The 13,410-nt window shown below is 66.6% G+C and carries 13 protein-coding genes; 11 read left to right on the top strand and 2 right to left on the bottom strand.

Going from position 1 to position 13,410, the window contains the following annotated elements; genetic code table 11:
* Positions 1 to 262 precede the first annotated feature (262 nt).
* The 7 genes from HB724_RS00840 to HB724_RS00810 all read left to right on the top strand — a co-directional run bounded on the left by HB724_RS00840 (position 263) and on the right by HB724_RS00810 (position 6,135).
* Positions 263 to 2,404, top strand: coding sequence for a TonB-dependent receptor (locus HB724_RS00840; RefSeq protein ID WP_213978998.1), 2,142 nt, complete (start codon positions 263 to 265; stop codon positions 2,402 to 2,404).
* Positions 2,405 to 2,582: 178 nt separating this feature from the next.
* Complete coding sequence (locus HB724_RS00835) at positions 2,583 to 3,017, top strand: TlpA disulfide reductase family protein (RefSeq protein ID WP_213978997.1); 435 nt, start codon at positions 2,583 to 2,585, stop codon at positions 3,015 to 3,017.
* Positions 3,005 to 3,640: an ATP-binding cassette domain-containing protein gene (locus HB724_RS00830; protein WP_213978996.1), complete on the top strand. Its 636-nt coding sequence runs from the start codon at positions 3,005 to 3,007 to the stop codon at positions 3,638 to 3,640. Before HB724_RS00835 ends, HB724_RS00830 begins: the two co-directional genes overlap by 13 nt.
* The gene (locus HB724_RS00825; protein WP_213978995.1) at positions 3,640 to 4,869 is read left to right on the top strand and encodes an ABC transporter permease; all 1,230 of its coding nucleotides are present in this window, start codon (positions 3,640 to 3,642) and stop codon (positions 4,867 to 4,869) included. Before HB724_RS00830 ends, HB724_RS00825 begins: the two co-directional genes overlap by 1 nt.
* Complete coding sequence (locus HB724_RS00820; RefSeq protein WP_213978994.1) at positions 4,866 to 5,357, top strand: DUF3299 domain-containing protein; 492 nt, start codon at positions 4,866 to 4,868, stop codon at positions 5,355 to 5,357. The genes HB724_RS00825 and HB724_RS00820 overlap by 4 nt, the downstream gene beginning before the upstream one ends.
* Complete coding sequence (locus tag HB724_RS00815; RefSeq protein WP_213978993.1) at positions 5,358 to 5,828, top strand: DUF3299 domain-containing protein; 471 nt, start codon at positions 5,358 to 5,360, stop codon at positions 5,826 to 5,828.
* A 46-nt stretch (positions 5,829 to 5,874) separates the two neighbouring features.
* The gene (locus HB724_RS00810; RefSeq protein WP_213978992.1) at positions 5,875 to 6,135 is read left to right on the top strand and encodes a hypothetical protein; all 261 of its coding nucleotides are present in this window, start codon (positions 5,875 to 5,877) and stop codon (positions 6,133 to 6,135) included.
* Here HB724_RS00810 and HB724_RS00805 read toward each other — a convergent pair.
* A complete protein-coding gene (locus HB724_RS00805; protein ID WP_213978991.1) occupies positions 6,114 to 6,533 on the bottom strand; it encodes a transcriptional repressor in 420 nt (139 codons plus the stop codon). The genes HB724_RS00810 and HB724_RS00805 overlap by 22 nt on opposite strands.
* The gene (locus HB724_RS00800) at positions 6,526 to 6,951 is read right to left on the bottom strand and encodes a MerC domain-containing protein (RefSeq protein WP_213978990.1); all 426 of its coding nucleotides are present in this window, start codon (positions 6,949 to 6,951) and stop codon (positions 6,526 to 6,528) included. Before HB724_RS00800 ends, HB724_RS00805 begins: the two co-directional genes overlap by 8 nt.
* 186 nt (positions 6,952 to 7,137) lie before the next feature.
* Between HB724_RS00800 and HB724_RS00795 the strand changes: the two genes are divergently transcribed.
* The 4 genes from HB724_RS00795 (at position 7,138) to HB724_RS00780 (ending at position 13,165) form a co-directional block, all read left to right on the top strand.
* Entirely contained in the window at positions 7,138 to 7,929 is a 792-nt protein-coding gene (locus HB724_RS00795) for a phosphatase PAP2 family protein (RefSeq protein WP_346344636.1), read from the top strand.
* 10 nt (positions 7,930 to 7,939) lie between these two features.
* A complete protein-coding gene (gene zigA, locus HB724_RS00790) occupies positions 7,940 to 9,157 on the top strand; it encodes a zinc metallochaperone GTPase ZigA (protein ID WP_213978989.1) in 1,218 nt (405 codons plus the stop codon).
* A complete protein-coding gene (locus tag HB724_RS00785) occupies positions 9,157 to 9,810 on the top strand; it encodes a DUF1826 domain-containing protein (protein ID WP_213978988.1) in 654 nt (217 codons plus the stop codon). The genes zigA and HB724_RS00785 overlap by 1 nt, the downstream gene beginning before the upstream one ends.
* A gap of 214 nt (positions 9,811 to 10,024) precedes the next feature.
* A complete protein-coding gene (locus tag HB724_RS00780; protein ID WP_213978987.1) occupies positions 10,025 to 13,165 on the top strand; it encodes a TonB-dependent receptor in 3,141 nt (1,046 codons plus the stop codon).
* Positions 13,166 to 13,410: the final 245 nt, after the last annotated feature.

The following is a 13,410-nucleotide window of genomic DNA, read 5'->3' as shown; positions in this document are numbered from 1 at the left end:
GCGCCCCGGATTGGGTGTTCCCCTGGAGGCGGCGCGGTTCCTCCGGCGTGGCAGACAGGCTTTTCGAAACAGCTGTGCTCGCATCCAAGCGTCACGACTGTCTCGTAATGGCGGGTGGGCATCCTTTCCTTTCCGCAGTGCGGTGGGCGATTCCGGCCACGCGGCGGACAGCCGTCGCTTTGGCGATGATACAATGCAACATAACACTTGATATGTTACAACATTAAATTTACTCCGCGCCGGAGTTCAGTGGAGTTGTCTCATGAAAAAAATGTTGTTCTGTGCCGGTGTCGCCTCGATCGCATTCAGCCTGCCCGCCGCAGCCCAGACCGCGAACGGCAATAGCGATTCGCCGCAGGCCAGCTCGACCAGCAATCGCGGCGACGAGATCGTCGTTACCGGCCTGCTCAACCAGAGCGAGCAGGACGTGCTCTCGGGCACCTCGATCGTCACCGGCGACGAGCTGGCGCGCGATCTGCGGCCGAGCATCGGCGAGACCCTGTCCAAGCTGCCGGGCGTCTCGGCCAGCTCGTTCGGCCCCAGCGCCTCGCGCCCGATCCTGCGCGGCTTCCAGGGCGAGCGCATTCGCGTGCTCACCGACGGGATCGGCTCGATCGACGTGTCGAACACCTCGGTCGATCACGCCGTCATAATCGATCCGCTGCTCGCCGAGCGCGTCGAGGTGCTGCGCGGCCCCTCCGCGCTGCTTTACGGCTCCTCGGCGATCGGCGGCGTCGTCAACGTGATCGACAAGCGCATCCCGCGCACCGTTCCCGAGAAGGGCTATAGCCTCGACGCCATCGCCAACTATGGCTCCGCCGCCAATGAGCGCTCGGTCGGTGCCGCCGGCGACGTCGCGATCGGTAGCCACCTCGTGCTCCATGCCGACGGCTCGTATCTGAAGAGCGACGACCTCCATATCGGCGGCTATGTCCTCTCGCCCCAGGCGCGCGCCGAGGCGCTGGCCGCCGCCGGCGGCCCGACGACGGAGGACGATCCCGATTTCGCGGCGACCGCGGCGCTCAAGGACAAGCTGCCCAACAGCGCGGCCAAGACCTGGACCGCCGGCGCGGGCGCGTCGATCATCTTCGACAACGCCAATTTCGGCATTTCCTACAGCCATTATGACAGCTTCTACGGCGTGCCGATCCGCTATGCGACCGCATCGGGCGAGGAGCAGGAGGCGCCGCGCCTCAGCGTGCTCCAGAACCGCATCGATCTGCGCGGCGAAGTCGATCTCGGCGGGTTCTTCGACAAGGTCCAGGTCCGCGCCGGCCGCGCCGTCTATCGCCATTTCGAGCTTGAGGAAGACGGCTCGGTCGGCACCGCCTTCTACAACACCGGGGTCGAGGGACGCATCGAACTGGTCCAGGCCGATCATGGCGGGTGGAAGGGTGCATCGGGCGTTCAATATTATCACCGCGACTTCAACGTCGTCGGCGACGAGGCCTTCCTGCCGCAGAACACGACGAGCCAGCTCGGCCTCTTCACCCTCCAGCAGGTCGATCTCGGCGCGCTGCGGGCCGAAGGCGGGCTGCGCTATGAATCGAGCGACCTGCGCGCATCACCCGAAGCCGGCGATCTCCGCTTCTTCGCGGGCAAGCGCCATTTCGACGCGGTCTCGGGCTCGGCGGGCCTCTCCTATGCGCTTGCCGACGGCGTCCGTATCGGTGTGAACCTGTCGCGCACCGAGCGCGCGCCCTCGGGCGAGGAGCTGTTCGCGCGCGGCGGCCATGCCGGCACGCAGAGCTGGGAACTGGGCAGCGCCGACTTCAAGCTGGAAAAGTCCTGGGGCCTGGAATCGACGCTGCACGTCCATCAGGACGGCTTCAGCCTCGATGCCTCGGCCTATTATAACTGGTTCTCCAACTATATTTCCGAGAACCAGGTCGACCCGGCGATCTGCCAGGTGGCGGCGGACCCCAGCGGCCGCGACGTCGATCTGCCCTGCTTCCAGTTCCAGCAGGCGGATGCGCGCTATTACGGGTTCGAGGCCGACGCCTCGGTGCGTGTCGCGAAGATCGGCGGCTATGCGATCAACGTCGATGCGCTCGGCGATTACGTCCATGCCAACATCGTCGATTCCGGCCCCGTGCCCCGCATCCCGCCGATGCGCGTGCTCGGCGGCATCGAGGCGCAGTCGGATCGGGTGAACGGCCGCATCGAAGTCGAGCATGTCTTCGAGCAGAACCGCATCGCCCCGTTCGAGACGCCGACCGACGATTATACGATGGTCAACGCCTCGATCGGCTTCAAGCCGATCCCGGGCAATCAGAAGCTCTCGCTGCTGGTCAGCGCCAACAACATCTTCGATGTCGATGCGCGCCGGGCCTCCAGCTTCCTCAAGGATTTCGCGCCGCTCGCCGGCCGCGACATCCGCGTGACCGCCCGCATCGGGTTCTGACGAAACGGGGGGAGGGGCGGGCGGCATCGGATCCTTTTACCGGTGTCGCCCGCGATCCTGCCCGAGCCGATCTCCCGGCGGCGGGGATCACGGGGTCAGGACAATGTCTCTGGCATTCGCGAGCAGGGATGATATGATGCAACATATCGCAATTTTTTAAGGATATCGGGCCGCAAAGATGCTCGCTGCTTTGGCCTTTATCGCGCTCACGGCACTGCATCCTCCTGTGGCGGTAGCGAATGTCGATGGTGTGCCGACGGCGCTGCCGCGACCCGCGGTCGTCGTCCTGTGGGCGAGTTGGTGCGTCTCCTGCCGTGCCGAATTGCGCCGTATTCCGGAGCTTGAGCGCGCGGCGAAGCCGCTGCGGGTCGTCACGCTTGCGATCGATCCGCCGGCCGCGGCACGCCGGGCGCTGGCGGCCGCGGGGCGACCGAAGGTCGATGCGTTTGCGGATGCCCGGGAGCCGGCAAGCGTGCTCGCCGATTGGGGAGGGAAGGGGGCGGCTCTTCCCCTTACCGTCGCCATCGATCGCAACGGGCAGGTTTGCGGGACGAAGCGCGGCCTTCTCGGCACGGACCAGCTTCGCCAATGGGCCGCGCGATGCTCGCGGTAGACGATCTCGTCGCCGGGTATCGCGGCCATGCCGTCGCACGGCTGGGGTATCTTTCCCTGCGGGGCGGCGAAGCGGCGGTGCTTGCCGGCGCCTCGGGTGCGGGCAAGACGACCTTGCTCCTGGCCATCGCCGGGCTCGCCGACCGGCTGTCGGGCTCGGTGCATATCGCCGAGGAAGAGGTGACGCGGCTCAAGCCGCGCGCACGCGACCGGCATCGGGGCCGCCATATCGGCCTGATCTTCCAGGATCTGCATCTGGTGCCGGGATTGAGTGCGCTCGATAACCTGTTGCTCGCCCCCTATGCGACGGGCGCGCGGCAGGACCGTATCCGGGCCGCCAGGCTGCTGGAGGGGTTGGGGCTTGCCGCACGGATGCACGCGCCCGCGGAGAAGCTCAGCCGCGACGAGGCGCAGCGCACTGCGATCGCGCGTGCGATGCTGATGGAGCCGCAACTGATCCTGGCCGACGAGCCGACCGCCAGCCTGGACGACGAGGCATGCGAGGCCGTGCTTTCGCTGCTGCTGCGCGCCACCGAGGAAAGCGATGCGGCGCTGGTGATCGCCACCCATGACGCGCGGGTCAAGGCGCGCCTGGCCAATGTCGCGACGGTGGAGCCTGCCTGATGCTGGTCAAGCTGATCTGGGCCTCGATCTGCCGCAAGCCGCTCGGCTGGGCGTTTCACGTCCTATCGCTCGCGCTCGGCGTCGCCGTGGTCGTGGCGCTGCTGGCCATCGATACGGGGATCGACGAGCGTTTCACCCGCGATCTCGCTGGGATCGACCTGGTGGTGAGCGGCAAGGGCAGCCCGCTCCAGATCATCCTGTCGTCGGTATTCCAGATCGATCAGCCCACCGGCAATATCCCGCTGGCGCTGCTCACCCGTCTTAAGGACAACATGCTCGTCAAGGATGCGATCCCCCTCTCGCTCGGCGACAATCTCGCCGGATATCGGATCGTCGGCACCAGTCCCGATTATGGGGCGCTCTACGGCGCGAGGCTTGCCGGGGGGCAGTGGTGGCACGCGCCGCTCGAGGCGGTGCTGGGCGCCGAAGTCGCCCGCACGCAGGGGCTGAAGGTCGGCGACATGTTCGTGGGCGAGCATGGGCTGGCGCGCGGTGGCGAGCGCCACGATCACAGCCCCTATCGCGTCGTCGGCATATTGGCGCCCACGGGCGCGGTGATCGACCGTCTGGCGCTGACCGACATCGCCAGCGTCTGGAAGGTCCATGAGCGGGAAAATGCCGAGCACGCCGCCGCGGTCGCCGCCGAACGCACGGGCGGCGGCGAGACCGATACCTATCCCGAAGTGGGCAGGGAAGTTACCGCCGTGCTGGTGCGTTACCGTTCCGTGATGGGCGCCTTGATGGTCCCGCGGCTGCTCAAGACCACCCCCAATGTGCAGACGGCGGTCCCGGCGCTCGAGCTCAACCGTCTCAACAAGCTGCTCGGTACGGGTACGGAGGTGTTGCGCGCGTTCGGTATCGGATTGCTCGCTTTGTCCGCGCTGGGCTTCTTCGTCGCACTGTTGACGGCGGTCCAGGAGCGCCAGCGCGAATTGGCGCTGCTGCGGGCACTCGGCAGCGGGCCGGGCCGGCTGCTGCGCATGGTGCTGTTGGAAGCGCTGCTGCTAGGCTTGGCGGGCGGCATTCTCGGCCTGCTCATCGGACGGGCGGCCGCGGCCTTTGCGGCGCATGTCGTCGCGAACGGAGGCGGGCCTGCGATCGCCCTGCCGCCGGTGGGCGCGGCGGACGCGATCATCGTCGCGGCGGCGATGACATTGTCGCTGCTGGCGGCGCTGCTGCCGGCATTCGCAGCCTATCGGGTCCGGCCAGCACAGGTGTTACGCGCATGAATGGGAAGTTTCTCCTGATCGCAGGATTGCTGCTCGGCATTTGCGGCGCGGCGCCCGCGTCCGCCCAATTCTATCCCGGCGGCACGGTGCGGCGATGGGGCCCGAACGGAAACGGCACGCTCGATCACGAGGACGATGCGCGCTGGGGCATGTTCCACGATGCCAAGATCACCGCCGACGAGGCAAAGGGCGAGTATCGCGCGGATTTCAGCCCCAGCATGGCCAAGATGGAGGGCGCGCATGTCTCGATCATGGGCTATATGCTCCCGATCGAGGCGACGACCCATTCCGCGCATTTCGTCATCACGCGGCGCAGCTCCGGCTGCCCCTTCTGCCCTCCCAACGAGCCGACCGAAGCGATCGAGGTCTTCGCGCTGAAGCCGTTCGACTACACGCAGGGGCCGATTGCGGTCGAAGGCCGGCTCCACCTCGTGCGGCGTAGCGAGCAGGGGCTTTTCTATCGTCTCGACCAAGCAAAGGTGAGCTAGATGCGCAAGGCCGTTCTCCCCTTCATCGCGCTCGCGGCAATGCTGCCGGCGCCGGTCGGCGCGCAGAGCCAGGGTGCCGGCGAGCGCCAGGCACAGGCGCACTTGCCGCAGGGCCGCTCGCCGCTCTGGGCCACGCTGCGGACGACGCGGATCGGAATGAACGAAGCGCAGGGCATCTTCACCGCGACGCATCCGCCGGCGGTGAAGGCGCTGGCGGGCAAGAGCATCACCCTGACGGGCTTCATCATGCCGCTCGATACCGCGACGCGGGGCACGCATTTCCTGTTGTCCAAATACACGCCGGTCTGCGCCTTCTGTCCTCCGGGCGAACCGAACGAAGTGGTCGAGGTGCGTACCGCCAAGCCGATCGCCTTTGTCGAGCGGCTGGTGAACGTCACCGGCATTTTCGGCCTGCAGAACAAGGGCGACAACGGCCTGTTCTTCCAGATGAGCGGCGCTTCGGTGCGTTAGCGATGCCGCGGTTCCGATTTCGAGTATCACCAGTGGAGAAAATTCGATGCGGTACGCTGTCTTCCTGACCATGGCCTGCGGGTTCGCGCTCGCTGCGTCCCCTGCGCAGGCGACGACGCGCGGGGATATGGGCGGGCCGTCCTTCGGCGGCGCCCGGGTCGCCGATCCCGACATCCGCGTGGAGCGCATGGCGGGCAGCGTCGGCACGCGATCGAGCGGGCGCGGCAAGCCAAAAAAGGGGCTGTTGTCGGTGCTCCGCGACAATGATCCCTATGTGCGCAGGGCCTATTCCTGGCTGGGATCCTGATCCGGGCGCCGGGCATCGCCGCATTTCCGGCAAATGCCCGGCACCTCGACGACATAGCTGCCGACCATGAAGCGGTTCGACGCCGCCAGTCGATCGAGCAGGGCGAAGCCGGCCTCGGCCTCTACCGCCACGATTTCGCCGCAGGCCGAGCAGAGCAGGCTGACCTGCCGGGTGTCCCCGCCAAAGGCATAGCTGCTGGTCAGCGCGACCTTCCGAATGATCTGGCTGCGGCATAGCTGATCGAGCGCGCGGAATATCTGGCTGTGATGCAGACGTTTGCCGCGTTCGCCCAGCCGGTCGGTCAGCTCGAAGCCGCTCAGCGGCCGCTTCGAATGTTGGAGCATCCGCAGGACGCGCTCGCGCAACTCGCCGGCGGGACGCCTTGGCGCCTTAGCCATGGCTGTGCCGCGCATGGCGAAGCCGCCAGTTCAGGATGTGCGCCAGCGCTAGCGACAGGCTGCCGGCCACGGTTATCGGGGTTTCCGCGGCGGTCTTTCCCCAGACCAGGGTGCCGAGCGCGAGCAGGGCCAGTCCGGCGATGCCGATGACGACCGGCCAGATCGCGCCATGGCGTGCCCGGCCGGTGAGTAAGGCCAGCAGCGAGGTCGGCACCGCGAACGCGAGTATCCAGAGATGGATGCTCTCCGGCATCGCCAGGATATTCGACAGCGCGGGCAGCGCGGCGATCAGCAGCGGCAGCGCGAGGCAATGCACCAGGCAGAGCAGGGACGCCCCGACCGCCGCGCGCTCGATCCAGTCCGTGCGTAGTGTCGCGGCCGGATTGGTTCCGCTTGTCTTTTCGATGGATTCCTGCATAACGAGTCGTGTAATGATACAACATATCATTCAGTGCAACCGATATCGTAGCGTGCAACCGAAAAGGGATATGCCCATGAGATTTGCCAAGCCCCGTACCGGCCTGTCGGCGGCGTTCGTCAAGCTGCGACAGCAGCGTCCAGGCCGCCGTGCGCGGACGGCCGCCACGTGGCAGGAGAAAATCCGGTGAGGTTCGGAAAACTCATTTTCGCCCTGGCCACCATTGCCTTGCCCGCGGCCGCCACGATCGCGATGGCCCAGTCCCACCCGGCGGGCTATCTGGCGCTGGGCAGCTTCGACATTCTCGCGGTGCTGCCGCCCGCGCCCGAGCGGGGCGATGCGCGCTATGAAGCCGATCGCGCGATCTACAAGACCACGCGCGCGCTCCTCGACACCCCGCGCTGGAAGCTCGCCGTCAACGACGTGAAGACCGGGCAGGCGGATATGATGCGGGACTTCAGTTGCGCCGTGGGTGTCGTGCTCACGCCCGAGAACGCGCCCCGTCTCGCCGCCCTGGTGGCGCGCGCGTCCGCCGATACCGGGCATGCCACGGGAATCGCGAAAGACCATTATCGCCGGTTGCGGCCCTACCAGATCGACAGCGGCGCCGTCTGCCAGCCGGCGGTGCAGCTCCAGGGTAGCTTCGACTATCCCTCCGGCCACACCACGCTCGGCTGGACCTGGGCGACGCTGCTGGCGCAACTCGCGCCCGATCGGGCGACCGCGATCCTCGCGCGGGGCCGCGCCTTTGGCGAGAGCCGGATCGTCTGCGGGGTGCACAATGCCAGTGCGGTGGAAGGTGGGCGGCTGTCCGCCGGCGCGACGCTGACCGCCATGGCCGGCTCGCCCGAGTTCCAGGCCGATCTTGCGGCGGCGCGTGCCGAACTGGCGGCGCTGCGCGGCAGCGCCGCTGCAACCGTGCCCGACCGTGCGCAATGCGAGCGGGAAGCGGCGCTGGTCGCGCAGCCCATTCTCTAAGGGGGCCCATATGACGAACGACAATCGCCTGCCGGTCACGGTCCTTTCCGGCTTCCTGGGCGCGGGCAAGACCACGCTCCTCAACCACATCCTCGCCAATCGCGAAGGCCGCCGCGTTGCGGTCATCGTCAACGACATGTCGGAAGTGAACATCGACGCGGACCTCGTCCGCGGCGGCGAGGCGGCGCTCGCGCGGGCCGAGGAGACGCTGGTCGAGATGACCAACGGCTGTATCTGCTGCACGCTGCGCGAGGATCTGCTGCACGAAGTGCGTGCGCTCGCGGAGGCGGGCGGGTTCGACGATCTCGTGATCGAGAGCACCGGCATCTCCGAGCCGCTGCCGGTTGCGGCGACCTTCTCGTTCGAGGATGAGCAGGGCGTGAGCCTGTCGCAGGTGGCGCGGCTCGATACGATGGTCACCGTGGTCGATGCGCTCAATCTGCTGCGGGATTATTCGAGCCAGGACTTCCTTGCCGATCGCGGCGAATCGCTGGGCGAGGACGATCGGCGCAGCCTGGTCGGCCTGCTTGTCGAGCAGATCGAGTTCGCCGATGTCGTGGTCATCAACAAGGCCGACGCGGTAGCGCCCGAACAGCTCGCAGTCGTCCGCAAGCTCGTCGCTTCGCTCAACGTCGATGCCCGCATCGTCGAGGCGAGCTGGGGTCGCGTTCCGCTCGATGCGATCCTCGAAACCGGCCTGTTCGATCCGGACAGCGCGGAGACGCATCCGCTCTGGGCCAAGGAGCTGTACGGCTTCGCGTCGCATCGGCCTGAGACCGAGGAATTCGGGATCGAGAGCTTCGTCTATCGTGCCCGCCAGCCCTTCGATCCGCGCAAGTTCCATGCCTTCGCCACCGCGCACTGGCCGGGCGTGATCCGTGCCAAGGGGCATTTCTGGCTGGCCACGCGGCCCGATTGGGTGGGCGAGCTCGCCCAGGCCGGCGCGCAGACGACGACGGCGGCGCTTGGGCGCTGGTGGGCCGCGGTGCCGCGCGAGCGCTGGCCGGAGCAGGAGGCGTTCGATCGACATGTCGGCCAGCATTGGGATCCGGTCTGGGGCGATCGCCGCCAGGAGCTGGTGTTCATCGGAATCGACATGGATGAAGCCAGGATCCGCGCGGATCTCGACGCCTGCCTTCTACGTTCGACCGCGCTCACGCCGCAGCTCTGGGCCGGTCTCGACGATCCGTTCCCCGCCTGGGGCGTGTGCGCGCCGGAGCCGGCGTGATGCTTGCCGATCTCGAGACGCGCGGCGCCGATGTTCCGGTGCATGTTGCCGCCGGTGATGCGCCCTCGATCCTCGGCGCCCTGTTGCTGCCCGGCATCAATCTCGCGATCTGGGAGCGGGCCTTGCCCGCCGGTCTATCGGCGGTGCTCGACGCGCTCGATTTCGGCGATGTCGAGTTCGTCCGCTTCACCGCGGATGTCGGGAACGTCGCTCGCGAGATGCGCCTCGCGTTCGAGGAAGCCGGTTGCCGTCAGGCGGGGCTCGCGCTTCTGGCGGCGGACATCGCGGCCCTGGCGGAGCGCTATGCCCGGGTCATGGACCTGCCCTCGGTGGAGATCAGGCTCGAACAGGTGACCGGCAATGCATGTCGGCGTTTCCATGCCGATTATGTGACCGCGCGGATGATTACGACCTATTCGGGCCCCGGCACGGAATGGCTCGATGCCCAGGCGGCGGCACATCTCGCGGCAGGCGTGCCGCCGGCGCCGCACCGGGTTCGCACGCTGGGCACAGGCGCGGTGGCGATGTTCAAGGGACGGACCTGGGCACCCCGCGATCCGATCATCCACCGCTCGCCGCCGATCACGGGAACCGGCCGCACGCGCCTTGTCCTGGTCGTGGACCCCGCCGGCCGCCTTTCCGGTCCGGGGTAGCAGACGACACAGCCGCGATCCGGACCGGCAATTCAGGAGATTTCAACCGGGCGGCTCCGTGCCGCCGGAGCCTTTCGGCCGTCATGTGACATTTTTTTGGCGGGATCGAGTTTCCTCTGCGTCTCATGAAACGGAAACCGCGATGAACGCGGCGTGGAGGGTCTAAATGCGCAACAGGGGGCGTTTCTCGATCTATGGCTGCAGCTCGGCGGCAATGGTGCTTTGGATTGCGGCTACGCCGGCGGCGGCCGCGCAGCAGATTCGAAATTTCGACATTTCCGCGGGGGATCTGGGCAGCGCGCTGAACGCCTTCGCCCGGCAGGCGAACCAGGAGATCATCTTCTCCAGCTCGTTGGTGGCGGGCAAGCGGACGAAGGGCGTCCGCGGCAGCCTGCAACCCAATGCCGCCCTGCAAGCCCTGCTCCAGGGCACGGGCCTGCGCGTCGAGGGCGGTGCGGTCCTCACCTTGCGGAAAGTCGGCGAGCCCCAGCCTCAGCCCATAAGCGTCCGGCGCCAGCCCGTGAGCTTCGAGAGCACGTCCCGCGGCCAGGATCGCCCGAGCGCTTCGGAGGCCGACGCCGTGGCCGAGCCGCAGGAGGCTCCCGCGCCGGTGGAGGAACTGGTCGTTACCGGCTCGCGCATCGTGCGCAACGGCAATGACGCTCCGACGCCGACCACCGTTCTGAGCGCCGAGGACATCGCGGAGCGCAATCCGACTAATATCGCCGACTATATCAATCAGTTGCCCTCGATGGGCACGGGCAACACGCCGCGCACCACGACCTTGTTCGCCAACGCCACTGGCGGCGCGAACCAGTTGAGCGCCCGCGATCTGGGCGTCACCCGCACGCTGGTGCTGCTTGACGGCCGCCGCGTCGTCGGCTCGGGCATGTCTCCGGCGGTGGACATCAACCTGCTGCCGCAGAACCTCGTGCAGCGGGTCGATGTGGTGACGGGCGGCGCTTCGGCGGCCTATGGTTCGGATGCAGTTGCCGGCGTCGTCAACTTCATCCTGGACACCAAGTTCACCGGCCTAAAGGGCAGCGTGAACGTCAGCCAGACCGACTATGCCGACGGCAGGGTCTTCTCCGCCGATCTCGCTTATGGCGCGAAATTCGCCGGCGACCGGGGCCATATCCTGCTCAGCGGATCCTATTTCAACGGGCAGGGGATCGATTTCGCCGATCATACCCGCGACTGGTTCCAGCCGGGCCTTCGCCTGATGAACAATCCGGACTGGACGGCGACCAACGGCCAGCCCGGCCAGATCGTGCGCACCGATGCCGGCTACAACAGCACGCCGGGCGGCGTGATCGCCACGGGGCCGCTGAAGGGGATGGTGTTCGGCCCGGGCGGGTCGGTCGGCACGTTCGTCTTCGGGCCGATCCAGCAGGGCCAGGTACAGGCCGGCGGCACGGTGGAGCCGATGTCCGGCCGCGGGTCGCTGATGCCCGATGACAAGCATTGGAGCACCTATGGCCGGCTCAGCTTCGAGCTGACCGACAACATCACCGCCATCGTCGAGGCGGGCTACGCGGGGGATGACACGGTCAACTGGTCGGCGGTCTATAACCGCCAGGGTTCCACCGCCATCAACATCACCCGGGACAATCCCTTCATCCCGGTGTCGGTACAGCAGGCGATGGATACGGCGGGCGCCACCTCGTTCCAGATGAACCGGTTGTTCTATGATATGACGAACACGCCCGGAACCCATATCGGCGAGGCGGGCTATTACCGGCGTCAGGACCGCATCCTGGCGGCGCTGGAGGGCAGCTTCCTCGGCAGCGGCAAGTGGCGGGCCTATTATCAGCGCGGCCATAGCGACGTGTGGTACACCCGCGACAACAACCTGATCCCCAGCCGCTTCAACCTGGCCATCGACGCCATCGCCAATCCGGCGACGGGCGGCGTGGCGGGCGTCGCGGCGGGCGCACCGATCTGCCGCTCCACGCTCACCAATCCGGGCAATGGCTGCGTGCCGATGAACCTGTTTGGCGAGGGATCGCTGGGCGCAGCCTCCGTCGCCTGGGTCACGGGCTATAGCGAAGGGCTGCAGACGCGTCAGGATCTCGATTTCTACCAGGATGTCTGGTCGATCGACGCCCAGTATAATCCCTTCTCCACCTGGGCCGGCCCGGTCTCGATCGCCGCGGGCTTCGAATATCGCAAGGAGTCCTTTTCCTCGACCGCCGACGATTATTCGCTCCAGTCGCTCTGGAACGTGGGCAACTTCAAGGGCGGCTCTAACGGCTATAATGTGAAGGAGTTCTTCGGCGAGGTGCTGGTGCCGCTGCTGAAGGATTCGGTCGTGGCGAGGAGCCTGGAGTTCAACGGCGCGGTTCGCCGGACGGACTATTCGACCAGCGGCGCGGTGACGACCTGGAAGGCCGGCCTGAACTGGGAAGTGATCGATGGGCTGCGCCTGCGCGGCACCCGCTCGCGCGATATCCGGGCGCCGAACCTCAACGATCTATTCGCTCCCAGCAGCCAGTTCGTGAACGCCTATCTGGATCGGACTCAGCCCGGCAGCCCGCAGGTGCCCAACATCACCCTGAGCGGCGGCAATCCGAACCTGACGCCGGAAATCGCCGATACTTGGACCGCGGGCGGCATCTACAGCCCCCAATGGCTGCGCGGCTTCAGCCTCTCGGTGGATTGGTACAAGATCGACATCAAGGACGCGATCACCTCGGTCGGCGCCCAGCAGATCATCGACATGTGCTATGGCTTCAACCGGCCGCAGAACCCGGCGGCCTGCAGCTCGATCGTCCTCGCGCCGGGTGCTACCAACCTGGTGAATGCCACCATCTTCACCAGCGGCATCAACGCCCAGAATGTGGCCGTGGAGGGCATCGATTACGAGGCGAGCTATCGCGCCAGCCTCAGCGACATCTCGGAGAAGCTGCCCGGCGCGATCAACCTGCGCGTGCTGGTCTCGCAGCGGCTGAAGGATGAGACCAACCTGCCCGGCGATTCGGCTCCCGCGGCGCTGGGCACTGTCGGCAGCCTGAAGTGGCGCGGCCTGATGACCGCCACCTATGCCCTCGGGCCGAGCCGGACGACCCTGACGGCGCGCTATCTGGGTTCGGGCAAGCTCACCAACCAGCCCGAGACCAGCCGCACGGGCATCGCCGACGATCTCAACCATGTCGACCCGGTGTGGTATTTCGAGCTCGCCGAGAATTACGACATCAGCCTCGGCAATCGCAAGGTGACACTGTTCGGCGTGGTGGAGAATCTGTTCGACCGTCAGCCCGAGCCGATCCCCAGCAGCGGCACGTCGTTCGGTACCGCCGCGCCCTATGACCTGATCGGCCGGACCTATCGCCTGGGGCTTCGTTTCAAGTTCTGAGTGCAGTCACGCACCGCTGATTTCAGTATCTTCATCGCCATCCCGGCTCGCGCCGGGATGGCGAAATTGTCTGTGGCCGGTAGCTGCTCAAATTTGGTCCGCTGGATCGCGAGATAGTCGCCCAAACTCCGCCGTTCATTCAGCTCCCGGTCTCGTCTTGAACGGGATGCAGCGACAGCCCGCTACGTGTTCATAGCATCCGATTGACTGAGGAGTATACGAACCATATATGGTTCGTATGTTGA

It is taken from the genome of Sphingomonas sp. dw_22 (assembly GCF_018449795.1).
In the GTDB taxonomy this organism is placed as follows: Bacteria; Pseudomonadota; Alphaproteobacteria; order Sphingomonadales; family Sphingomonadaceae; genus Sphingomonas.
The sequence above is the reverse complement of the archived record's forward strand: the minus strand, read 5'-3'. Positions and strand labels throughout refer to the sequence as shown.

Excerpts from the sequence above, each read along its gene's own strand:
- HB724_RS00840 (WP_213978998.1), top strand. The coding sequence starts at position 263 with ATGAAAAAAATGTTGTTCTGTGCCGGTGTCGCCTCGATCGCATTCAGC.
- HB724_RS00835 (WP_213978997.1), top strand. The coding sequence starts at position 2,583 with ATGCTCGCTGCTTTGGCCTTTATCGCGCTCACGGCACTGCATCCTCCT.
- HB724_RS00830 (WP_213978996.1), top strand. The coding sequence starts at position 3,005 with ATGCTCGCGGTAGACGATCTCGTCGCCGGGTATCGCGGCCATGCCGTC.
- HB724_RS00825 (WP_213978995.1), top strand. The coding sequence starts at position 3,640 with ATGCTGGTCAAGCTGATCTGGGCCTCGATCTGCCGCAAGCCGCTCGGC.
- HB724_RS00820 (WP_213978994.1), top strand. The coding sequence starts at position 4,866 with ATGAATGGGAAGTTTCTCCTGATCGCAGGATTGCTGCTCGGCATTTGC.
- HB724_RS00815 (WP_213978993.1), top strand. The coding sequence starts at position 5,358 with ATGCGCAAGGCCGTTCTCCCCTTCATCGCGCTCGCGGCAATGCTGCCG.
- HB724_RS00810 (WP_213978992.1), top strand. The coding sequence starts at position 5,875 with ATGCGGTACGCTGTCTTCCTGACCATGGCCTGCGGGTTCGCGCTCGCT.
- HB724_RS00805 (WP_213978991.1), bottom strand. The coding sequence starts at position 6,533 with ATGGCTAAGGCGCCAAGGCGTCCCGCCGGCGAGTTGCGCGAGCGCGTC.
- HB724_RS00800 (WP_213978990.1), bottom strand. The coding sequence starts at position 6,951 with ATGCAGGAATCCATCGAAAAGACAAGCGGAACCAATCCGGCCGCGACA.
- zigA (WP_213978989.1), top strand. The coding sequence starts at position 7,940 with ATGACGAACGACAATCGCCTGCCGGTCACGGTCCTTTCCGGCTTCCTG.
- HB724_RS00785 (WP_213978988.1), top strand. The coding sequence starts at position 9,157 with ATGCTTGCCGATCTCGAGACGCGCGGCGCCGATGTTCCGGTGCATGTT.
- HB724_RS00780 (WP_213978987.1), top strand. The coding sequence starts at position 10,025 with ATGGTGCTTTGGATTGCGGCTACGCCGGCGGCGGCCGCGCAGCAGATT.